Here is a 21,263-nt window from a genome sequence, read left to right on the forward strand (position 1 = left end):
AGGGCGGGGGCCGGCATGAAGCCGGTCCCCGCCACACGGCGGTGGGCCCCTACCCTCGGGAGACCTCGGGGAGTCGGCCTCCGCCGACCACCCCGACCAGACCCAGGGCGGCGAGGAAGACCAGCGTCCATTCCACCCCCAGGATCGCCAGCAACGAGCTGACACCACCGACCACGAGCAGGATCAGCCCCATCGCCGAGTTCGACACCGCCACATAGGTGGTGCGCAGGTCGCCTTCGGCCATGTCGATCACGTAGGTCTTGCGGCCCACCCTGATCCCCGTGTGCGTCAGCGTGAGCAGGAAATACGCCCCGATGAAAACGGCCGACCCCCACGCGGTCCCCCCGTTGAAACCGGGCAACGACACCACCGACACCAGCACGAGGATGATGACCGACGCGATCGCGGCCCCGAACGTCATCAGTTTGCGGCTCGACCAGTCGGCGAGCCGGCCCGAGAGGCGACCGCCCACCAGGGCCGCGACCCCGGAGGCGATGACGTAACCGCCCAGCCCGGACAGACCGGTGGTACCCGAGTCGGTGGCCAGGGTGACCACGAACGGTGGGCTGAGCGCCGACACCAGCAACAGCCCGCGCACCGTGACGAAGTGCCGGAAGGAACGGTCATCGCGCAACAACCGGAAGGTCTGCACGGCCCAGTCGTGCCAGTGCACCGGCTCGTCTTCGGACGCCGACGCCGCCTCGTCGGCCGGTTCCCGAACCCCGGCGTAGACCCAGGCCACACCCACCCACAGGGCGGCGCCGCCGACCAACACCCAAGCGAGCCGGCCGGCGTCCAGATCCTCTCCGCCCAGCACCCGGATCGCCACCCCCAGGGTGATGGCCACGAACCCGGCCGCGGTGGTGGCCAGCCCGTTGATCTGGCCGCGTTCCCCACTGGGCACGGTGCGCCCTTGGACGTCCTTGGAGGAGATCGAGCACAGGCATCGACCGAGGGAGAAGGTCGCCAGGGCCACCACGATGACCACACCGGCGGTGAGCCCCTGCGCGAGCGCGGCCGTCGCCGCCATCACCGCCACCGACAGCGCCTGGACCAGGGCCCCGAAGACGAACACCCGCTTGCGGTACCGCACCCGCAGGATCAGAGGGGTCAGCAACGCCTGTGGCAGCATCGAGCCGGATTCGCGGATGGGCACGAGCAGTCCCACGAGCGCCGTCGGCACGCCCAAAGCGTGGAAAAGCCAGGGCAGCACGGTCGAGGCGTTGACCGTCTGGTCACCGGACGACTGCAGGGCGTTGGCCGACACCAGGCGCAGGCCGTTGCGCGCCACATCGGCGCGCACGGGATCGGGCAGGTCGGACTCGGTCTCCCGGTCGCGTCTGACCAGAGCTGAGTAGATTCTCTCGGTCGGGGTCATGTCCTCAACGCTAGGGATGGAAGGTGTCGTGGTCCGGGTGCGCCACTCCGTCGGCGGGGCCCACCCGGGTGCATAGTGGAACCCCTACCCCCGACCAGTCATCGAAGGCCGACTTCGACGAAGAATCGGACCTGGAGAAGGAGCGCCGGATTTTGGGTACCTACGCCGTCACCGGAGCGGCCTCGGGAATGGGAGCCGCGAGCGCCGCCGTCTTGGCCGAGGCCGGGCACACGGTCATCGGGGTCGACCTGCGCGACACGGAGATCATCGCCGACCTGGGCACCCCGGAGGGGCGCGCCTCCGCGGTCGAAGGGATCCTCGAAGCGAGCGAGGGGGCCCTCGACGGCGTCGCGGCGGTCGCGGGCGTGGGGCCCGACATGAAGGACCCCGCAGCCGTCATGTCCATCGACTACTTCGGCCCGGTGGCCCTGTTGGAGGGACTGCGGCCGGCCCTGGCCCGTTCCGAGTCCGGGCGGGCCGTGGCGGTCGGCTCCAACTCCGCCACCACCGTGCCCTTCATCGACCAGACCCTGGTGGACCTGGCCTTGGCCGGTGAGGAGGAGGCCGCCCGTGGGCGCGCGGTCCAGGGGCAGGAGGAGGTACCCGACAAGGTTCGGGCGTTCGCCCCTTCCATAGGCGCCTACGCCACCTCCAAGTTCGCGCTCGCCCGTTGGGTGCGCCGCACCGCGATCACCCCCAGGTGGGGACGCGAAGGCGTGCTCCTCAACGCGATCGCGCCCGGTGCGGTGCTCACCCCGCTCATGCTCGGTTCGACGGGCACGGCCCCCGACCCGGACTCCTTCAACACCCCGATGCCGCTGGGCGAGTTCGGCCGCCCCGAGGAGATCGCGTTCTGGGTGCACCAGTTCCTGCGCCCCGAGGCCCGTTTCACCACCGGTTCGGTCCTCTACGTCGATGGCGGTACCGACGCCGCCCTACGGCCCGAGGACCTCCCCACGGCGATGACGCCCTGAACCTTCCGGGGAAGCGGCGCACCGGAGGGTGCGCCCGGACCGTGCGGGGCCGATACTGGGCCCATGGCGATCATCTACGACGCGACTCTGACACCGGATAAACCCACCCTGATCGGCTCCTGGCTGGACGGTATGCCGTGGGCGGGTGAGGGGCCCGACGAGATTCTGGGCACCTATCGGTTCGACGACCCGAAGGGAGAGGTCGGGGTGGAGGTGTTCCTGCTGCGGCGAGCCGGCCGCCTGCACCACCTCCCGCTGACCTACAGGGGCGCGCCCCTGCCCCATCACGGGGAACACCTCGTGGGCACCCTGGAACACTCGGTCCTGGGGCCGCGCTGGGTCTACGACGGAACCGCCGACGAGGTGGCCCTCGACTGCTTCCGTCGGGCCCTGAACGGCGAGCAGGAACAGGCGGAACTGGAGATCTGGGAGGACGACCGTCGGGTGGGGCGACGTCCGCAGAAGGTTCTGGTCACCAGGGAGGCCGGGGTGGAGTCCGATATCGGTGAGCCCGGCGACCGGGTCCTGCTCCCGCGCGTACTGGAGTCCGAACCCCGAGGAAGGTGGCGGCTGCGTGCCCGGTGGGACGGAGAGGAGGCGGTGGTCGCCGCGCTGAGCTGACCATCGGCCCGCACCCGGGGTCTTCCCGCCCGTCCTCGCCCCACCGGCGAGGACGGGCGCCGGATAGGTTCGAACGCGTGAGCACGGACACGCCGAACCTGGTCGTCCGGGTCGACCGGCGGGCACGGATCGCGGGTGCCGCGCCGTTCCTGACCAACGGTGCCCTGTTCGCCAACCTCGTCCCCCGGTTCCCCGAGGTCAAGGCCGCGATCGGGATCGACAACGCCGTCTACGGTGTGGCCGTGGCGGGCACCGTTCTCACCGGGCTCGGGTCGATCGCCGCCGGTCTGGCTCCCTCCACCGCCGTCTTCATGGCGGAACTGTTCTTCGCCGGTGCCATGGACGCGGTCACCGACGTGGCCATGCACGTTCACGGCGTGCGTGTGCAGCGCCGCTACAGTGGACAGTTCCGGTGCGGAGGTGAGTCGGACCATCGGGGCGGGCCGTCACGGCCCACCCCTGGCGTTGCTCCGCCTGTTCCCGGCCGTCGGTCACCCGGCCGAGCGCAGCCGTTCGATGGTGCCGTCGAGGTCGCGCTCGACGAGGTCGGGTCGGATGAAGTGGCCGCCTTCGGGCTCGTGCGCCTCGTAGGCGATGCCCGCGTCGTCGAGCGCGGCGCGGAACTCACGCTGGCCGAGGCGCACTTCGTTCTCGGTGATCCGGTCGAACCAGTTGATGGGGTCGGGGCTGGACCCCGCGGCGAGGAAGACGCGCTTGCCCCGGTAGCTCTCGATGTTCTCCATGGCGTTGTCGGCGCTGACCCGGGCCTCGTCCCACGGCACGCCGTAGACCATGCCGCCGCCGAGTTCGACCGCGGCCGAGGTGACGTTCGCCCAGTGGGCGACCGCCCCGAGGTCGCGGCGCATGCTGGCCGGGCCCGAGTGCGAGCTCACCGAGGCGAAGTGGCCGTAGTACTTGGCCGTGTACTTGAGCGCGCCGAAGCCGCCCATGGAAAAGCCCGACACCCCGCGCCCCTCGGGGTCGGCGAAGGTCCGGAAGTTGGCGTCGACCCAAGGGATGACCTGCTCCATGTGGAAGGTCTCCCAGTTGCGCGGGCCGACGTTGGAGCTGACCGGGTTGCTGTACCATCCGCAGGGCCCGCCGTCGGGCATCACGATGATGATGGGTCTGCCCGCGGACAGGTCCCGGATTCCGCTGCGGTCCCAGCTGATGAAGTCCTGGCCGACTCCGCCGCCGTGCAGCAGGTACAGGACCGGGTAGGTGCGGCCGTCGTCCCGGTAGCCCTCGGGGAGCAGGACGTTGACCGCGGGGTTCCAACCGATCTCGGGGGTCTCGAAGCGGTAGTACCACATGCGGGGGTCGGACTCGTCGCTCTCCACGACGTTCAGCCCGGCGGCGGAGACGGTGTCCGCGTGGGCCGCGGTGGTCGTGGAGAGGAATCCGCCGGAGGAGGCGGCCAGGCCGAGGGAGAGGCCGCCGATGGTCTTGAAAGCGTTTCTACGGCTGGGGTGGTGCTGGTTCACCTTGGGACTCCTGCGGAGGTGATGGGGGTTTCACGCGGCGGGGGCGCCGGTGCCGTATCGGTCTCGGGAGAGGCGGCCCTCGGTGGGGCGCGGTGACCGACCAGGACAAGGGCGGTGTGTGGGGGAAAGGAGCGGTGACCCCCTGTTCAAGCGGGTCCGGAACCTTTACTCTCCCTGGTACGTAGGAAACCAACGCAGCAGATGCTACATGTGAAACTAATCTTTGTGGAGACCATATGTGCGGTTCCTGCTCGGCCCCCACCCCCGCTCCGAGCGGTACTGACCGATCCCCTACCCCATGGTCCCGACGCGCGCTCATCGGGCTCGGACTGGGCGCGACCGCCGCCGTGGCCGGCCTCGGCGGTACCACGACGGCCCACGCGGCCTCGGCCATGAACGGGGCCTGGTGCAACCCCGCCCTCGGCTACTTCCCCAACGGCGGTCACTACGGCGCCCCCCGCGATGGCGGCCCCCACGCGGGCCAGGACGTCACCAACTCCACCGGAACGGCCGTCTACGCGGCCGCCGCGGGCACCGTCGTCCGCCGATCCTGGGGCGGTGGCCTGCCCGGACGCAGCGGTGAGGCGCTCGTCATCGACCACGGTGGCGGCGTCTACACCTACTACGGCCACCTGAGCGCCTACCGGGTCGCGCTGAACGCCTCGGTGTCGGCGGGGCAGCGCATCGCGGACATGGGTGCCACCGGTAACGTCACCGGGCCCCACCTGCACTTCGAAGCCCACAACGGGTCCCTGGGGTCGGACACCGACCCCGTCCCGTTCATGGCCACGCGCGGAGTCGACCTGGGCGGAGGATGGCCCAGCATCGACCCCGAATCGAACGGGGCCCGAGTCCGCGCCATCCAGCACCTGATGAACCAGCGTGGGAGCTCACTGGAGATCGACGGCTACTACGGTCCGACCTCCGTGACCGAGGTCAAGGCCTTCCAACGCGACCAAGGGTTGGTCGACGACGGCCAGGTCGGCCCCCTGACCTGGCCACACCTGGTCTACGAACTGGAGGAGGGCGTGGCCGACGGCTCGCACGTGCGCGCCCTGCAGACGGTGATGAACAAGCGCAGTGCCGGGGTCGAGGTCGACGGCAACTTCGGACCCGTGATGCACACCGCGGTGAGCAACTTCCAAAGCGCCAACCGCCTGGTCTCCGACGGCCAGGCCGGGCCCATCACCTGGCAGGCCCTGGTCGGCTGACGATCACCGGACCGGACCACCGGCCCGCGGTGACCACCCTGGGCCGGGTGGGCGCGTCGGGAACGAGGACCCTCCCTCGACGCGCCCACCCGGACCGGACCCGCGGCGTGAGCCATGGACGCCGACGGGTCAGCGCTCGTCGGTGACCAGCTTGCCGTCCCCGCCCTTGTCGATGGTGAAGGCGTCCACGACCTCACCGTCGGCGGTGGTGGACACGTACTCCAGGGTGGACCCGTCCACCGAGACCGACTGGAAGGTCTGGGTGTCGGTCACCTGAACCCGGGCCTCGGCACCGTTGGACGTCCAGTTCACGTCGTCGGCCTCGTACATCTTGGGCCCGGTCACCGCGACCACGTAGACCGGTCCGGTGTGCACGTCAGGGTCCTCGGTACGGTTCTCCACCAGGTTGCCGCGGCTGTAGGAGTGGTCGTGGCCCTGCAGCACCAGGTCCACGTCGTACTCCTCCAGAACCTCCGACCAGGCCCGGCGCAGCGGCTCGTTGTCCCGGCCGGGGCTGTTGGAGAACAACGGGTGGTGGAAGGTGACGACGGTCCACTCGTTGGGGTTGTCCTCCAGGACCTGGACGAGCCACTCGGTCTGCGACCGCAACCACGCGTCGACATCGTCGACGTCGGCGTCACGGTAGTTGGAGTTCAGGCCGATGAACCGCACCCCCTGGTAATCGGTGTGGTGGACCGTCTCGTTCAGGTCCACACCCTCCTCGGGGCCGTTGCCGGCGCCGGGGAACTGCAGCTTCCAGTGACCGCTGAGCGCGTTGGAGGAGTACTCGTGGTTTCCGGGCGTGGCCAGGTGGTTGATGCCACCGGTGCCCTCGGGGCCGAAGGCGTCGTACCACTCGCCCCACTGTGAGTCGTTCTCGGCGTGATCGATCAGGTCGCCCGCGTGCACGGCGAGTTCGGCGTCGGGCTCGGCGGCCAGGGCGGCCCGGACCACGGGGGCGGCCCCGGCGGAGATGTCGTTCTGGACGTCGCCGAAGTAGAGGAAGTCGAAGGGCACCGCGTCGGTGTCGGCGGTGGTGAAGCTCCGCCAGCGACCGGCCGCACCCTCACCGGGGACGACGCGGTAGCGGTACTCGGTGTCGGGGGTCAGGTCGGTGAGCGTGACCCGGTAGTACTGGCGGTCCGCGGTCCGCCCGGTGGGTTCGGCGGGCAGGAGCGCGGTCGAGGACGCTCCGCGCACCGGGATGAGCTCCAGGTGGGCTCCCTCGTCCAGGTCCTCGGTTCGCCAGGTCACGTGCTGGGAGGTGGCGGGGTCGGCGGCGGGGGAGAGCAGGACGCGTTCGGGGGCGGTCCGGGCCCAGGCGGTGGAGGGCAGGGCCACCGTGGGCGCCACGGTGAGCGCGCCGAGGGCGAGCAGGGCGAGGGTGCGGTGGGTCGTCGAACGGCGGTTGGCCGACATGGTCGGGCTGCCTTCCGTGTGGGGGCGTGAACACGGCGAACCTAGCCAGGTCGCGGTAATGATCCGTGAACACGCCGCTACCGCCGCCGTGCCCACCGATGAACGGGCGAGTCGGTCCGCGAACCGGGAGCCCGAGAGCGGGAAGCGCCTGGGGCCAAGGGACGTGGCGCTTGAGCCGGGTGCGTGTGGACCTATCATGGCGCGAACGACCCCCCACCCCGAAGGCGAAGCCCCATGAGCGAACACCCCCCGATCGACACCTTTGTCCCGCATTCGGCGCGTGTGTGGAACTACTGGCTGGGTGGCAAGGACAACTACCCCGTCGACCAGGAGGCCGGTGAGGCTTTCCTGAAGGTGTTCCCCGGAATGGCACAGGGGGCCAGGGCCTCGCGGGCCTTCCTGGGCCGAACGGTGCGTTACCTGGCGAGAGAGGTCGGAATCCGCGGGTTCCTGGACATCGGCACGGGGCTGCCCACGGCCGACAACACCCACGAAGTGGCCCAGGTGTTCGCACCGGACAGCCGGATCGTCTACGTCGACAACGATCCCCTGGTACTCGCCCACGCCCGGGCGTTGATGAGGGGTACAGAACAGGGCGCCACCGAGTACCTCCACGCCGACCTGCGCGAACCGGAACGGATCCTGGAATCGGCGGCCGGCACCTTGGACCTGGACCGGCCGGTCGCCCTGATGCTCATGGGGATTTTGGGACACGTCGCCGACCATGACGAGGCCCGGGACCTGGTTCGTCGACTGATGGACCCGTTGCCGTCGGGGAGCTTCCTGACGATCAACGACGGCACCAACGTGCACAGCGCGGCCAACGTGGAAGCGCACGAACAGTACAACCAGAGCGGGGGCACGCCCTACGTCCAGCGCTCACCGGAGGAGATCGCGGCCTTCTTCGAAGGCCTGGAGCTCGTGGAACCGGGGGTGGTGTCGGTGACCCGGTGGCGCTACGAGGAGAACGGGTTCGGGGTCCCACCCGAGGTCGACGGCTACGGTGGTGTGGCCCGCAAGCCCTGAGCGGCGGGTTCACGTCTGCCCCAGGTCGCACGGGTCGACCTCGGGGTCGTTCACGTACTCCACCCGGCCTCGGGCGGCACGGGTTCCCCGGGAGCCTCGGATCGCGACCGGAAGCGGGTGGGCGGGACCCCATAGGCCCGATGGAACAGACGGCTGAAGTGCGCCGGGTCGCCGAATCCGCATTCGAGCGCCACCTCGGCCACGCTCACCCCGCTCGATCGCGACAACAGGTCACGGGCGTGCTCCAGACGCCGTGTCCGAACGTAGGCGGCGACCGGCCCGATCCGCTCGGCGAACAGCGTGTACAAGCGGCGCCTGGACACCCCCAGGACGGCGGCGACGTAGCGCGGATCCAGGCCCGGATCGAAGAGCCGGTGACCGATGATCTCCCTGGCACGTTCCAGGAGCTCGTCCTCGTCGCGGTGCCGTTCGACCCGGGCCGGGGGAGTGTCACCGATGAGCGTTCCGATCGTGGCCAACGTGCGGTGGAGCCGGTCCGGAGCGGTCCCACCTTCCGACAGCGCCGACAGTTCGCGCCCCATGGTCAAAGCCCCGGGACCGCTCAGACGAGTGGCCGCGACGGCCGCCACCCGGTCCCGCGACACCCCGATGGCCTCGTGCGGAACCAACACGATGAGCAGGCCGAACTCCAGTTCGCTGCCCGCGCTGTAGGCCTCCGAGGTGTCGTACACCGCAAGGTCGCCGGGGCGCAGCAGGACCCGTCGATCGTGCTGGGTGATCAGGGTGGGTCCATGGAGGGCGAGGGCGATCTTGTAGTGGCCCGCCCCCGCGCCCGTCGCCATCAGCGCGGTGCGCACCCCCGAGTGCGGGGTGGCTCGCAGCCGACAGAAGCCGATCTCCCCGATCCGTCGGGTACCGATGACACCACGGACGCTCCCGGCGTCGGTACGGATGCGCAAGGGGACCAGGAACCGGGTCGAGACACGCTCCCAGGAGGTGGTGCGCACCCGGGCGGGCACACCGCGGGAGTCGAACAGCTCGCTCCGAACGTGAACGCGGGGATCGTCCACCTGACCTCCAAGAACGTCGCCGGGACCCGATTATGCTCCGTGGTCCCCCTCTCGCGCCACGGGTCGTCGGGATCGGCCTCGGTCGGTGGGCACGAGCACCTCGCCCCTGGCGGGGACCTCGTCCTCGGAACCCGTGGGGGACTCGGACCCGGGCGTGGTCAGACGCGTCACCCGCTGTGTGGTGAGGGGCTCTTGCGGGGTGCGGTCGACCCCGAAGGAGAACACGTCCGGTCGCGCGTAGTGTCCGGCCCCGTCCGCGAAGTACTTGGCGAACGGGATGACACCCAGGTCCAGATCGGCGTAGACGATCGCCTCGGTATCCCGATGCGGCTCGGACAGCCATTGCCCGTCGGGCCCCATGAACCCGGTCATCCCACCGCCGACCGTCGGCGCGTCGGGCCCCTCCGGGATCCCCAACCGTTCGACGATCTCCTCGCTGATCCGCCCCTGCACGAAGACGACGTAGGACTGGGAGGCGATCGCGTGCGCGCCCGCCAGGGTGCGCGAGTAGTGATCGAACTTGCCGGCGTTGGGGTCGGCGTGGGTGGCGTTGATCGCCGGCCAGGCGGAGACGTGGATCTGCTCGCCCAGGGTGGCCAGTGAGTAGCGGGCCAGATCCATCGTGTGCTCGAAGCAGATCAACCCGCCCACACGCGCGAACCCGGTGTCCACGACGAAGATGTCACGGCCGTCGCCACGCCCCCACACCGTCCGTTCGGCGTTGGTGGGGTGTAGTTTGCGGTGCCGGGCGACGAGTTCTCCGGCCGGGGAGAAATAGGCCTGCGTGTTGTACAGGGTGCCGCCGTCACGTTCGTCGAGTCCCATGACGACCCAGACCCCCGCCTCACGGGCGGCCTCTCCCAAGGCGCGGGAGGCCTCGCCGGGCAGTTCGACGGAGTTGGCGTACAGCTGGGCGAACAACGGCGCGGCGTGCTTGGGGGTGTGGGACCAGACCCAGTAGGGGTAGCCGGGCAGGTAGGTCTCGGGGAAGGCGACCAGGCGTGCGCCCTCGCGGCCTGCCTCGCGGATGAACCCGCGGGCCTGTTCCACTCCGGCCGCCAGGTCCAGGAACGGCGCGGCGGCGTGGACGGCGGCGACCTTCACGGTCGAAGAGGTGGTGTCCATGGCGCCAAGGTAGGCGTGGGCCGGCGAGGTGACTTGGATATGCGTGCACGTGGCCGGCGCCGCATATGAGGGGCGCCCACGAAGAGGGCCGGGCACCGACTCCTTGGAATCGATACCCGGCCGGGGCGGTCGGCGGGATCAGATGATCGGACGACCGTCCTTACGTGACCGGCTCCAGTCCTTGAGGAAGCCGCGTGCGAGGAAGTAGAGCACGAAGGCCACGATGATGGGCCAGATGAGCACGTAGCCGGTCAGCAGCAGAGTCGACATGGGGTTCCTCTCTTGGTCAGCGCTTCGAAGTGGTGTCGTCGTCGAGGGCCTTCTCGGGCTCCTCCTCGCTGTCGAACGAACCGATGCGCTTCTGGATCAGGGCGAAGTCGAAGGACTCCTTGCTGCGGAAGCTCATGAGGTAGCAGACCAGTGTGCTCACCGCGTAGGCGACGAGCGATCCGCTGAGCACGTGGTAGTCGTGCAGGAAACCGATCCCGAACGGCGCGGTGACGATCGCGGCGATCGAACCGACCCACAGGGCCGGCTTGAGCCCGAAGAAGCCGAAGGCCATCAGACCCAGGACCACGCCGACACCGACGACCGACAGCACGTCCACGACGAGGCCGACCGGGGTGATCATCGGCAGCATCTCGAAGCGGACGGGGATGAAGATCGCCACGGCCACCAGGGTGGACACGGTGAAGGCCGCGTTGGTGACCTTGCCCCAGTAGAAGGAGGCGATGACCGGGAAGACCAGGGCACCCCACAGGGCGCCGACGAACACGAGCAGGTCGAGGATGCTCATCTGCCCGCTGGCGAAGTACAGGGCCGCGGCGGTGGCGACGATCATCGTGACGCGGCCGATCAGCAGCATCGTCTTCGGGTTCGCCTTCTTGCGCCCGGCGACGTTTTGACCGTAGACGTCGGCCATCATGATCGACGACAGCGCGGCCAGGTCGGAGTCGGCCGTGGAGGCCAACGCACCGATGATCATGATGAAGAAGACGCACAGCAGGATCGGGCCCAGGAAGGTGGTCGCCATTTGGGGGATGAGGTTGTTGACGTCCCCACCCATCGGCTCCATGCCCAGGTAGAGGGCCATCACGCCGAGCATGCCGATACCGATGACGGTGGCACCGTAACCGATGGTGGCGGTGATGAAGGTCGGCTTGATGAGGTCTTCTCGAACCGCGAAGAGGCGCTGAGCGATGGTCTGGTTGCCGATCGCGTAGGCCAGTACGGCGGCGATGTAGGGCGCGCCCTGGTGCAGGAAGGCGTCCGAGGAGAAGAAGTTCGACTGCTGGGGGGTCAGGTTCTGTGCCCCGGCCTCGAACATGCCCGGGCCGCCGGCGGCGAAGAAGACGACCGGGATGATGACGACCACGGCGCCCAGCATCGCCATCGCCTGGGCGAAGTCGGTGAGCACCGAGGCGCGGAAGCCGGACCACAGTGTGTAGAGCAGGACACCCGCCGCCATCACCACGATGCCCTGGGTGAAGCTGAAGGGCGAGAGCATCGCCACCAGCGCACCACCGGCGATGAGGTTGGAGGTCAGTGAGATGACGCTGCCCAGCACGTTGGAGCCGGCGAGCATCAGCTGACTGGAGCGCCCGTGGCGGGCGTACATGACCTCGGCGAGAGTGTGCGCGCGAGGGGCGACCGCACGGATGCGTCGACCGAAGGGGTAGATGAACAGGATCATCAACGCGCCCCAGAGCCCGTAGTGGATGGGGCCGGAGATGCCGTAGGTGTAACCCGCCGTGGCCGAAGCGTACATGGAGGACGCCCAGATCCATGTCGCGGTCATGGAGGTTGCTGCGATGCCGAAACCGATGTTATGCCCGGCATTCATGTAACCATCGGCGTTCTCTTTCTTCTTGCTGATCATGATCGACATGAACAGCGTTCCACCGAAGAAGAGTGCGATGAGAAAAATGGTGACGGGCGCACTCAGTTGCTGAACCGCCATTTCCTCCGAGCTCATTCATTTCCTTTCTAAGGACGGGCGCCGGATCACCCGTCGGTTTTTGTTACACGTAACGGCCATGGAGCTTCGGCCCGTGCGCACGACGCTGTGCGCTGGGCATCCGGCCGTGGTTTCGCCGATACGTGCGCCCGCCGATTTCAGGTCGGCGAGGAAGGGAGTGGTTTGTCCGCCGCCCGATGTCGTGTGATCCGTGTGGGACACGTGGGGCGGTTGGGACCAACAGACGGACTATAGCAAAAGGGTTCAAGTCGGGTGATTTTCGGGTCTCAAATAAGCCTGAGCCGGATCACAGAGGGGCGATTTGGCGATACCGTTCTGTTATTTCCACGTGACCTTTTGTGGCAGAATGCGCTGCATTTCAGGACCTTCGACGTGCGCTGTGAGCTGTGAGAATGCCGCTTCTGGCTGGCTTCCCGCGTTCGGGGTGGCGTGACTCACGTCGAGGTCCGGAGTGCTCGGCGGATGCGTGGTGGCGGGGGGTGTTCGGGCTCGCCGGCGTTACATACCGACTGGTCGGTTGCCGCGGTGGGCGTCACGCCTCACGCTCGGTGCGCCCAGCGACCGCACGGGGATTCGCCCATGGTCGTCGCCCCCCTCGGAATCGGCCTTCGCGGACATGCCGGAGGAGGGTGGGAGGGTCCCGTGGTCATGCTCGGCCTGTCGCGCCTCACCTCTCGAAGGCCACCCCTCCTGCGAGGAGTGCCCACGGCGGGCGGCTCCTTTTTTGAAGAAATACGGGGCCGAGCCGCACTACCGCCGGAGACGGGTCCGCTCCCTGGGTCGCCGTTGGAGAGCGGGATGGGACGTGGTCCGGTTGATGCGTTATCCCGATCGAAAGACGTTCGGCCGTATGGTCGCCGATCCCGAATACCGGAAGATCACCCATCCGCGTTTGGAGACCCTGATCGAGGCCGTGCTCCAGCCGAACCGGTCCTGGGCCTGCGCCGTGCCCCCTGGGCGTGTCCTTCGGGGCCTGGCCCCGAGACTTTCGTGGAGAACGGCCGAGGCGGAGGCCCATCGGAATCGGGTATCTACGCGTGGAGGGCGATGGGGGCGCGCCCGCAGGCGGGTGGGCCCGGGGTCATCTTTTCCACGCCGCCCCTGTCCGTCGGCCGCGCTCTCGCGGGTCGAGGTGGTGGAGTCTCGCGGGGCCCAAGGCGAACCGGTGCGGATCGGACAGGGCTCACCGGCCGTTGCGCGGATCCGCCCCGACCCTCGGGAGTCGGGCGCGTGTGCGCTACCCGAAGGGGGTCGAAAAGTTTCGGAATGATGATCAATTCCCGCATGCGTGTTGGAACCGAGTGCCAGGGGAGATCTGAGGATGAAGTTGTAAAAATGGTGGCTGAACAGGAGAAATGATGACTAAATGGTTGTTAATGTCTCCGAAATTTTCCGGAAAACATTGACTCGCGTTCGTCGCGTACGGATACTTCGGGACACGGCGAAAGGCCGACCCCGCTGCGCCGCACGGCGCCGACACACGGTGACGCACCCCTGGTCGCCGTGGGTTCCCTCCGTGCCGTACCGCGCCGCCTGGCCCACCAGGAGGAAGACGACCATGAACGACACCCCCCACCCCCCGTTCGACCGCAGGAGATTCATCGGGCTCACCGGAGCCGGCTCCCTGGCCGTGGCGATGCCCTCGCTGCTGCTGCCCGGCACCGCACATGCCCAGACCATCACCGAGAACCAGACCGGCACCCACGACGGCTACTTCTACTCGTTTTGGACCGACGGCGGTGGCTCGGTCTCCATGACCCTGGGTTCCGGGGGCTCCTACAGCACCCAGTGGAACGACACCGGCAACTTCGTGTGCGGAAAGGGCTGGAGCACCGGCGGCCGCAGAAGCGTCGCCTACTCGGGCAGCTTCAACCCCTCCGGCAACGGCTACCTGTGCCTGTACGGGTGGACCTCGAACCCGCTCGTTGAGTACTACATCGTCGACAACTTCGGCACCTACCGGCCCGAGGGCGACTTCCGAGGCACGGTGGACAGCGATGGCGGAAGCTACGACCTCTACCACACGATGCGTTACGACTCCCCGTCGGTGGAGGGCGACAACGAGACGTTCCCGCAGTTCTGGAGCGTTCGCCAGTCGACCCGTACGGGTGGCACCATCACCACCGGAAACCACTTCGACGCCTGGAACGCCGCGGGCATGCAACTGGGCGACTTCGCGCACTACATGATCCTGGCGACCGAGGGTTACCAGAGCAGCGGCAGCTCCGACCTCAACGTCAGCGGTTGAGAGCGGGGGCGCGACGGGCCGTGACCGTCGCGCCCCCGTGCGCCCCGAGTGCTCGCCCCACCGCCGAGCGAGATCCCGGGACCGACCCGGCCCGTGCCGGCCTTTGCCGGACTTCGACTCAGGACCCGGTGCCGGCCTCGGCTCGAGACGGCGTACGGAAGTACTGGTGCGGCTGGAAGAGGCAGATGTTGGTCTGGCTCTGCACGTTGGAGTCGGTGGCCTCGACGAAGTAGGCATAGGGGGTGTCGGCCGCCAGATCGGCGCCCACCCGTACCGAGGAACGGTTCAGGCCGGCATCGGTGTGCCCGCGCATGCGCTCGACGAAGATGTTGTCCCACCAGGTCAGGTTCTGGGTGTCGAATTCCCTGGCCGATCCTCCGGTGGACAGGCGGAAGATGTAGTGGGCGTCGGGCCCGCCCAGGTCCTTCAACGTCGACCAGGAACACTCCAGCTCGCCGTCGGCCGGCACCGTTCCCAGCTCTGTTCGGCCCGAGGGCGTGAAGGACTCCGCGAGCCCGCCCCGGTGCGAGGTGTAGAACTCCACCATGCGTCGCGAGGCCGCTATGTCGTGGTGGCGCGAACGGGTCCGGACCTCACCGTCGACCCCCAGCACCTCGATGGAGTACACGCCCCCGGGAAGGAATCCGGTGGGGAGATTGACCATGTACCAGTAGTGGTCGAGGGCGTGATCGTAGATGTGGCCGTTGGTGTCGGCGGGGGTGAACTCCTGGTCGGCGAACTCCACCCGATACCCGTCCGGGCCGCGCGCGGTGATGGATCGGATCAGCTCCGGGGTGGGGACCCCCGGGGTGGGATGGAACGAGACGAGGAACTTGTGCTGCTCCGCGGGCAACGGCGTCCCGTCGAAGTCCCAGTAGACGTCGCAGGCCATGAAATCGTAGATGCGCAGGGGTTTGTCGTCCACGCGGGTCTCCCTTGCCGGTCGGATGTTCTCCGTCTCACTCTCCGCCCCGGCCGTGGGGACGCGCATCGGTGGAACACCGCGATCTGTTCGGGAACCGGGGGTGTGGGATCGGTGTTCCCACCCGTTCGTCGACAGGACCCGTTGACGCCCCGGTGCGTGGCGCGGATTTTCGCTTCCTGAACACCGGACAGCCGGTGTGTTTCCTTCACCCAAGGGAGAAGCGATGGGAACGTCGTCCCCCGCCCGAAGATCCACCGCCCTCCTCACCGGAACACTCCTGGCCGCCGCCCTGGTCGGGATCCCCTCGGGGACCGCCGCCTCCGCCGACATCGTGGAGGTCGCCGGAGGCAGCGGCCCCCATGAGGCCGGATACGTCACCGATCGTCGCCTGCCCGACCACACCGTCCACCGGCCCCTGGATCTGCCCGAGGACGAGCCCCTGCCGATCGTCGCCTGGGGCAACGGCGCCTGCCGCGCCGATGGGACGTGGTTCGAGAACATCCTCACCGAGTTCGCCTCACACGGGTTCCTGGTCATCGCCAACGGCCGCCCGAACGGTTCGGGCGGCACCGACGCGGAGATGCTCATCGAGTCCGTGGACCGGGCGGTCGACGAGAACACCCGGCCATTGAGCGAGTACCGCGGACACCTGGACACCGAACGGATCGCCGTCATGGGCCAGTCGTGCGGTGGGCTGGAGACCTACGACGTCGCCGACGACCCCCGCATCACCACCACGGTGATCTGGAACAGTGGCATGTTCAGCGACAGGGATCCGGGCCGCCTCGATCACCTGCACGCTCCGATCGCCTACTTCACCGGTGGGCCGAGCGACATCGCCTACGCCAACGCGCTCAACGACTGGCGCGACCTGCCGGAGGGGTTGCCCGCGTTCATGGGCCACCTCGACGTGGGGCACTACGGGACCTTCCCCGAACCCGACGGCGGCGAGTACGGGCGGGTCGGTAGCGCGTGGCTGCGTTGGCGACTCAAGGACGACGCCGAGGCCGCGGACATGTTCGTGGGCCAAAACTGCGGTCTGTGCGTCGACCCCGAGTGGGATGTGGAGAGCAAGAACCTGTGACCGGAGCGGTGGGCCGTACCGCTCCGGCCCACCGAACTCACGCCGGCTTCGCACCGGGCCCGGTGGGACCACACCGTTCTCCGGGGCGTCCTTCGGGAAAGAAGAGGCGGGGTTTCGGGCCTCTTGACGGAAAGCGCTTTCAGTGTCAGTTTGTTCCCCTTCGCACCAGGAGGTGGAACCTTGCCCCCCGGCACCCCCGTGCACATCCCTTTTCGGCTGACCGTACTCACCACCCTCGCCCTGCTCCTCATCCCCGACGTCGCCGCGGCCGCACCGGAGACTTCCGGGGACACCGGCCCCCGACATCTCATGGAACTCGAACGGCTCGATCGAGGGCTGGTCGCCGTCGACACCGACGAAGGGGTCCACCTCGGTTGGCGCCTGCTCGCCCACGAGGTCACCGGGCACTCGGACACGGGCCTGACCGGCCCTGACTTCCGCGTCTACCGGGACGGGGAGCCGATCACGACCATCGCCCACAGCACGAACCTTTTGGACGCCGAAGGAGCCACCGACTCCGAGTACCGGGTCGCCGCGGTGGTCCGCGGCCGAGAACAGGAGGCCTCCGCGGCCGTCACCCCTTGGGACGACGGACACCTCGACATCCCCTTGAGACGACCCGAGGGCGGCACCACCCCCGCGGGAGAGGAGTACACCCACACCGCCAACGACGTCTCCGTCGGTGACGTGGACGGCGACGGACAATACGAATTCGTGGTCAAGTGGGATCCCACCAACTCCAAGGACGTCTCCCAGACGGGCTACACCGGCAACACCCTCATCGACACCTACACGCTCGACGGCACCCTGCTGAACCGGATCGACCTGGGCGTGAACATCCGCTCCGGCGCCCACTACACCCAGTTCCTGGTCTACGACTTCGACGGGGACGGCCGCGCCGAACTGATGTTCAAGACCGCGCCCGGCACGAAGAGCACCACCTACGGGCCGGACGGGGAGGTGGTCGAGGAAGGCCACGTCACCCTGCCGGAAGAGGACGTCGCGGCGGGCGTCACCCACGACGACGACCACCGCATGAGCGCCGAGGACTACTACGACCACGTCGTCGACCTGTTCCTCGGCTGGCACGAACACCCCGAGGTGGTGGCCGGTAACTGGCCCCTCACCCTGGAGGAGGCCTTCGGGATCGACTCCCGGTACGACTACCCGCTCTCGCGCATCGACGCCGAGGCCCTGGCCGATCACTTCATGGACGTCTACGCGCCAGGCAGAAGTGAGAACAACCGGCTGCGCGGGTTCGAGGGGTTCGTCGTGGACGGGCCCGAGTACCTCACCGTGTTCGACGGTCTCACCGGCCAGGAGTTGGACACCGTCCCCTACAACCCCGGACGCGGGGACGACGGCCTCCTCTGGGGCGACTACGCCATGAGCCGTATCGAACCGGGCAACCGTGTGGACCGTTTCCTGGCCGGTGTGGCCCACCTGGACGGACGCGCCCCCTCCGCGATCTTCGCGCGCGGCTACTACACGCGATCGGTGATCGTGGCCCACGATTTCGACGGTGAACGGATTCGGGAACGCTGGGTGGCCGACAGCGGACACGTGCCCATGGCCAACCCCTTCGACGCCGGCCCGCATGAAGGTGTGGGCGTCGACCCCCGAACGGGCACCCTCGCCGGGCAGGGCTTCCATTCCCTGAGCGTGGCCGACGTGGACGGCGATCACCGGCAGGAGATCGTCTACGGGGCCGCCACCTTGAACTCGGACGGCACCCTGCGTTACTCCTCCCACGACACCCTTCCGCCCGCAAGCGGATCCCCGGGTGAGTACGTCAAGCTCGGCCACGGCGACGCCATGCACACCGGGCGGTTCACCCCCGATGGGGAGGTTCGGATCTGGACCGTCCACGAGGGCGCCACCATGGCCCCCTACGGTCAGGCCATGCGCGACGCCGACACCGGTGAGGTGCTGTTCGGTTCCTATTCCGGGCGCGACACCGGCCGTGGCATGGTCGGTGACGTCGACCCTGGTAGCCCCGGCTACGAGGTGTGGTCGTCGATGCCCCCGGGCGGGGACGGCGATGGTGGTTTGTGGTCGGCCGACGGCCGGCGATTGGGAGAGGAGGTCCCCGGTACCAACATGAGCATCCGATGGGCGGGTGACATGACCACCCAGATCATCGAGGGCGCCGAAGTCGACGGCGAGGTGGAGACCCCCACGATCGAGGACTGGAACCGTGGCGCGCTGCTGAACGCGGAGGGCACCTCGACCAACAACGGGACCAAGGGCAACCCGTCCCTGGTCGCCGACGTGCTCGGCGACTGGCGGGAGGAACTCGTCCTGCGCACCGAGGACGGATCGGCGCTGCGCGTGTACACCTCCACCGAGGAGACCGAACACATGCTGCACACGCTCATGCACGACCCCCAGTACCGGGTCGGGATCGCCTCGCAGCAGACCACCTACAACCAGCCGACCTACCCGGAGTTCTACCTGGGTTCGGACACCGATTGGTCGCGGGTGACCGTGCCACGCCCCCTCTACCCCCGTCCCTGATCCCCGGCCCGGGCGGGACCGGGGTGGTGCCGCCCGGGGGAGTGCCGAGCCGAACTCCGGGGCGGTCACCACGGTTCCCGCCTTCGCCACCGGGCGGGTGGGTGGGGCCACCCGCCCGGGTTCGACTCCCAGGATCCGGGTCAGGGGTGAGCCGCCGAACGGCGGTCTCACGTTCGATCACCGGAGGAGACCGGGGCTGATTCCCTTCTCGGAGGATCTTGAACAGTCCTGCCTCGGCCGGACCGTGGGGGATGACGAGCAGACCATGCGGGGTGGCTTCGGTACGGAGCGCCTGTTCGGAGAGTGTCCACCAGGCGTAGTGGATCTCGTCGCGACTGACGAGCCGGTCGCCTTCGTGGATCTGGTAGGTCATGCGCCAGGTGATCCGTTCGGTACCGACCGGCTCCGCCTCGGCCCAGCCGATGTAGTGCCGCTCTCCGATGCGGAGTTCGGCCATCCTGGTGCGCTCGACGCGTTCCGGCTCGACCGGTGCGGGCAGGTTGAGCAGGACGAACGCTCCCGGCGCCAGGTGGGCCGCCAGGTCCTCCCAGAGCCGGTCCCGCTCGCGCGGGCTGAAGTGGCCGATGAGGTTGGCCGCCACCACTCCGCCGAGCCGGTTCGGCAGACGGGCCGAGAGCAGGTCGTCGCCGTCCACGGTCACTCGCAGACGTAGGTCCGGATCCTCGAACACCCGTGACAGCAGGACCGAGCGCAGGGGAGGCGACGGCTCGATCGCAAGGACGTGTGCTTGGGGAAGGGTGCGGGCGATGAGCCGTGTTCCCAGGCCGCCGCCGGCACCCGCGTCGATCACCGGCCCTGCGGCGGCGGGTAGTTCCCGCAGGGCGTCGGCGACCGTCGTGCCGTGGTGTTCCCACCACCCGGTGATCATCGGGTCGATGAACTGACCGGAGTGGTCGTAGGGGTCGTCGTATTCGAGCAACGTTCGTCTCCTTGGTCGTACCCGGGAAGTGAACGAGAGCGGTTGCTCGGTCTTCCCGTCGATGGGTGTGGGTGGACAACGGTTGGGAGGGACTCTTCGTCGGTGGGTCGTTTCCTCCACTCCGGTTCCTCGGTCGCGTCGAGAGGTAGGAGCCGGGGAGGGGCGACGATCTCTGTCACCCCCGCCTCCGGTCATCGGTAAGGGGAAGGCGGTTCTCTCGCGTAAGTCGAACCAATCATCTCTGGGCCCGTGGCCGATTCCGGGAAAACATCCGGGTCAGATGAAAAGCGTTCTTGTTCGACGTTTTCAGTGACGATGGAAACCATTGTCATGGTCGCGTCGAGGCTGGTAGCGGCTTTGCTCGGTCGTCGAATCCATTCCGCTGTGTATGCCGGGGCAAAGTATTGTTTCCATCTTCGCGGATCCTTGAAGAGCAGATGTCGAATGGATACGTTGTTGCTGCTTTCGGAATCATCGAGAAGGAACTGTGTTCGGGGGAGAGTATGGCGTCCGCACATCTGGTGCACGAGGGACACCCGCACAAGCATGGTGAGGGGTGTGGTCACGTGTCCGTACCCCACCACGACCATGTGGACTACGTGCACGACGGTCACCTCCACCGTCGGCACGACGACCACTGGGACGAACACCCCGTGTCCTGAGCACAACCGTGGGTGCGGGTCCCCGGGCGGAGGCCTGCACCCGAGGGCCCGCGGATCGGTCGGGACGCGAACGGTGGGCCCGGCCCGAGGTCACCAGCTCGACTTGGTGATGCCGGGCAGCTCCCCTCGGTGCGCCATCTCGCGGAAACGAATCCGGGACAGGCCGAACCTGGCCAGATGGCCACGGGGTCGACCGTCCACCGAGTCGCGGTTGCGCACCCGGGTGGCGCTGGCGTCCCGGGGCCGGCGGCGCAGTTCGGCGACAGCGGCAGCGCGTTCGGCCTCACCGGTGTGCGGACTCTTGATGAGTCGCTTCAGCTCGGCGCGGCGCTCGGCGTAGCGGGCGACGACCGCTTTGCGCTGTTCGTTGCGGGCGATCTTGCTCTTCTTGGCCATCAGACCCTTCCTCCTCGGGCCCGGATGTCGGCGACCACGCGCTCGATGCCCCGGGCATCGATCACCTTCATCCCCTTGGTGCTGATCCGGAGCCTGACGAAGCGCTGCTCGCTGGGCAGCCAGTAGCGCTTGTTCTGGATGTTGGGGTCGAAACGGCGTTCGGTGCGGCGGTGTGAGTGGGAGACGGCGTTGCCGAAACCGGGTGCCTTTCCGGTCACCTGGCAGACACGGGACATACTGGATT

At 68.3% G+C, this 21,263-nt stretch carries 18 protein-coding genes and 1 pseudogene; 8 read left to right on the plus strand and 11 right to left on the minus strand.

From position 1 onward, the window contains the following. Positions 1-49 precede the first annotated feature (49 nt). Positions 50-1,378, minus strand: a complete 1,329-nt coding sequence (locus K8V84_RS03065; RefSeq protein ID WP_304070067.1) for an MFS transporter — start codon at positions 1,376-1,378, stop codon at positions 50-52. A 152-nt stretch (positions 1,379-1,530) separates the two neighbouring features. Here K8V84_RS03065 and K8V84_RS03070 point away from each other — a divergent pair, with 152 nt between their 5' ends. Further along, a complete protein-coding gene (locus tag K8V84_RS03070; RefSeq protein ID WP_304070070.1) occupies positions 1,531-2,352 on the plus strand; it encodes an SDR family oxidoreductase in 822 nt (273 codons plus the stop codon). A 63-nt stretch (positions 2,353-2,415) separates the two neighbouring features. Further along, complete coding sequence (locus tag K8V84_RS03075) at positions 2,416-2,973, plus strand: hypothetical protein (protein WP_304070072.1); 558 nt, start codon at positions 2,416-2,418, stop codon at positions 2,971-2,973. Positions 2,974-3,464: 491 nt separating this feature from the next. Here the strand turns inward: K8V84_RS03075 and K8V84_RS03080 are convergent, their stop codons facing one another. Continuing rightward, positions 3,465-4,457, minus strand: coding sequence for an alpha/beta hydrolase family protein (locus tag K8V84_RS03080; protein ID WP_304070074.1), 993 nt, complete (start codon positions 4,455-4,457; stop codon positions 3,465-3,467). 347 nt (positions 4,458-4,804) lie between these two features. On the opposite strand from K8V84_RS03080, the gene K8V84_RS03085 reads away from it, so the two are divergent. Next, the gene (locus tag K8V84_RS03085; protein WP_304070076.1) at positions 4,805-5,668 is read left to right on the plus strand and encodes a peptidoglycan-binding protein; all 864 of its coding nucleotides are present in this window, start codon (positions 4,805-4,807) and stop codon (positions 5,666-5,668) included. A gap of 129 nt (positions 5,669-5,797) precedes the next feature. Here the strand turns inward: K8V84_RS03085 and K8V84_RS03090 are convergent, their stop codons facing one another. Next, positions 5,798-7,087 (minus strand): metallophosphoesterase family protein, encoded by a 1,290-nt coding sequence (locus K8V84_RS03090; RefSeq protein WP_304070078.1) that lies wholly within the window; start codon positions 7,085-7,087, stop codon positions 5,798-5,800. 234 nt (positions 7,088-7,321) lie between these two features. Between K8V84_RS03090 and K8V84_RS03095 the strand changes: the two genes are divergently transcribed. Then, positions 7,322-8,113 (plus strand): SAM-dependent methyltransferase, encoded by a 792-nt coding sequence (locus K8V84_RS03095; protein WP_304070081.1) that lies wholly within the window; start codon positions 7,322-7,324, stop codon positions 8,111-8,113. Between the two features lie 50 nt (positions 8,114-8,163). Here K8V84_RS03095 and K8V84_RS03100 read toward each other — a convergent pair whose 3' ends face one another. From K8V84_RS03100 to K8V84_RS03115, 4 genes are all read right to left on the minus strand, one after another. Further along, positions 8,164-9,144 (minus strand): helix-turn-helix domain-containing protein, encoded by a 981-nt coding sequence (locus K8V84_RS03100; protein WP_304070083.1) that lies wholly within the window; start codon positions 9,142-9,144, stop codon positions 8,164-8,166. Between the two features lie 30 nt (positions 9,145-9,174). Further along, entirely contained in the window at positions 9,175-10,269 is a 1,095-nt protein-coding gene (locus K8V84_RS03105; protein ID WP_304070085.1) for a carbon-nitrogen hydrolase family protein, read from the minus strand. A gap of 138 nt (positions 10,270-10,407) precedes the next feature. Continuing rightward, complete coding sequence (locus K8V84_RS03110; RefSeq protein WP_304070087.1) at positions 10,408-10,539, minus strand: putative transporter small subunit; 132 nt, start codon at positions 10,537-10,539, stop codon at positions 10,408-10,410. A 16-nt stretch (positions 10,540-10,555) separates the two neighbouring features. Next, positions 10,556-12,244, minus strand: a complete 1,689-nt coding sequence (locus K8V84_RS03115; protein ID WP_304070090.1) for a sodium:solute symporter family protein — start codon at positions 12,242-12,244, stop codon at positions 10,556-10,558. A 1,561-nt stretch (positions 12,245-13,805) separates the two neighbouring features. Between K8V84_RS03115 and K8V84_RS03125 the strand changes: the two genes are divergently transcribed. Continuing rightward, on the plus strand, positions 13,806-14,495 hold the full coding sequence (locus K8V84_RS03125) for a glycoside hydrolase family 11 protein (RefSeq protein WP_304070091.1): 690 nt from the start codon (positions 13,806-13,808) through the stop codon (positions 14,493-14,495). Positions 14,496-14,613: 118 nt separating this feature from the next. On the opposite strand, the gene K8V84_RS03130 is transcribed toward K8V84_RS03125, so the two are convergent. Beyond that, positions 14,614-15,420 (minus strand): hypothetical protein, encoded by an 807-nt coding sequence (locus tag K8V84_RS03130; RefSeq protein WP_304070092.1) that lies wholly within the window; start codon positions 15,418-15,420, stop codon positions 14,614-14,616. Between the two features lie 223 nt (positions 15,421-15,643). On the opposite strand from K8V84_RS03130, the gene K8V84_RS03135 reads away from it, so the two are divergent. After that, positions 15,644-16,504, plus strand: coding sequence for an alpha/beta hydrolase (locus K8V84_RS03135; protein ID WP_304070094.1), 861 nt, complete (start codon positions 15,644-15,646; stop codon positions 16,502-16,504). Between the two features lie 309 nt (positions 16,505-16,813). Continuing rightward, positions 16,814-19,021: a rhamnogalacturonan lyase gene (locus K8V84_RS03140; protein ID WP_304070202.1), complete on the plus strand. Its 2,208-nt coding sequence runs from the start codon at positions 16,814-16,816 to the stop codon at positions 19,019-19,021. 529 nt (positions 19,022-19,550) lie between these two features. On the opposite strand, the pseudogene K8V84_RS25830 reads toward K8V84_RS03140, so the two are convergent. After that, a pseudogene (locus K8V84_RS25830) lies at positions 19,551-20,156 on the minus strand (trans-aconitate 2-methyltransferase); the annotation flags it as partial. 308 nt (positions 20,157-20,464) lie between these two features. On the opposite strand from K8V84_RS25830, the gene K8V84_RS03145 reads away from it, so the two are divergent. Beyond that, the gene (locus K8V84_RS03145; protein ID WP_304070097.1) at positions 20,465-20,623 is read left to right on the plus strand and encodes a hypothetical protein; all 159 of its coding nucleotides are present in this window, start codon (positions 20,465-20,467) and stop codon (positions 20,621-20,623) included. 90 nt (positions 20,624-20,713) lie between these two features. Here K8V84_RS03145 and rpsN read toward each other — a convergent pair whose 3' ends face one another. Together rpsN and rpmB are read right to left on the minus strand one after the other, a co-directional pair. Continuing rightward, positions 20,714-21,019 carry a 30S ribosomal protein S14 gene (rpsN, locus tag K8V84_RS03150; RefSeq protein ID WP_304070099.1) on the minus strand — a complete coding sequence of 102 codons (306 nt, stop codon included), beginning with the start codon at positions 21,017-21,019 and terminating at the stop codon, positions 20,714-20,716. Next, positions 21,019-21,255: a 50S ribosomal protein L28 gene (gene rpmB / locus K8V84_RS03155; RefSeq protein ID WP_304070102.1), complete on the minus strand. Its 237-nt coding sequence runs from the start codon at positions 21,253-21,255 to the stop codon at positions 21,019-21,021. Before rpmB ends, rpsN begins: the two co-directional genes overlap by 1 nt. Between the last annotated feature and the right edge of the window lie 8 nt (positions 21,256-21,263).

Source organism: Nocardiopsis listeri (genome assembly GCF_020741345.1).
In the GTDB taxonomy this organism is placed as follows: Bacteria; Actinomycetota; Actinomycetes; order Streptosporangiales; family Streptosporangiaceae; genus Nocardiopsis; species Nocardiopsis listeri_A.

Excerpts from the sequence above, each read along its gene's own strand:
- K8V84_RS03075 (WP_304070072.1), top strand. The coding sequence starts at position 2,416 with ATGGCGATCATCTACGACGCGACTCTGACACCGGATAAACCCACCCTG.
- rpsN (WP_304070099.1), bottom strand. The coding sequence starts at position 21,019 with ATGGCCAAGAAGAGCAAGATCGCCCGCAACGAACAGCGCAAAGCGGTC.
- rpmB (WP_304070102.1), bottom strand. The coding sequence starts at position 21,255 with ATGTCCCGTGTCTGCCAGGTGACCGGAAAGGCACCCGGTTTCGGCAAC.
- K8V84_RS03125 (WP_304070091.1), top strand. The coding sequence starts at position 13,806 with ATGAACGACACCCCCCACCCCCCGTTCGACCGCAGGAGATTCATCGGG.
- K8V84_RS03095 (WP_304070081.1), top strand. The coding sequence starts at position 7,322 with ATGAGCGAACACCCCCCGATCGACACCTTTGTCCCGCATTCGGCGCGT.
- K8V84_RS03065 (WP_304070067.1), bottom strand. The coding sequence starts at position 1,378 with ATGACCCCGACCGAGAGAATCTACTCAGCTCTGGTCAGACGCGACCGG.
- K8V84_RS03145 (WP_304070097.1), top strand. The coding sequence starts at position 20,465 with ATGGCGTCCGCACATCTGGTGCACGAGGGACACCCGCACAAGCATGGT.
- K8V84_RS03115 (WP_304070090.1), bottom strand. The coding sequence starts at position 12,244 with ATGAGCTCGGAGGAAATGGCGGTTCAGCAACTGAGTGCGCCCGTCACC.
- K8V84_RS03135 (WP_304070094.1), top strand. The coding sequence starts at position 15,644 with ATGGGAACGTCGTCCCCCGCCCGAAGATCCACCGCCCTCCTCACCGGA.
- K8V84_RS03105 (WP_304070085.1), bottom strand. The coding sequence starts at position 10,269 with ATGGACACCACCTCTTCGACCGTGAAGGTCGCCGCCGTCCACGCCGCC.
- K8V84_RS03110 (WP_304070087.1), bottom strand. The coding sequence starts at position 10,539 with ATGTCGACTCTGCTGCTGACCGGCTACGTGCTCATCTGGCCCATCATC.
- K8V84_RS03140 (WP_304070202.1), top strand. The coding sequence starts at position 16,814 with ATGGAACTCGAACGGCTCGATCGAGGGCTGGTCGCCGTCGACACCGAC.
- K8V84_RS03090 (WP_304070078.1), bottom strand. The coding sequence starts at position 7,087 with ATGTCGGCCAACCGCCGTTCGACGACCCACCGCACCCTCGCCCTGCTC.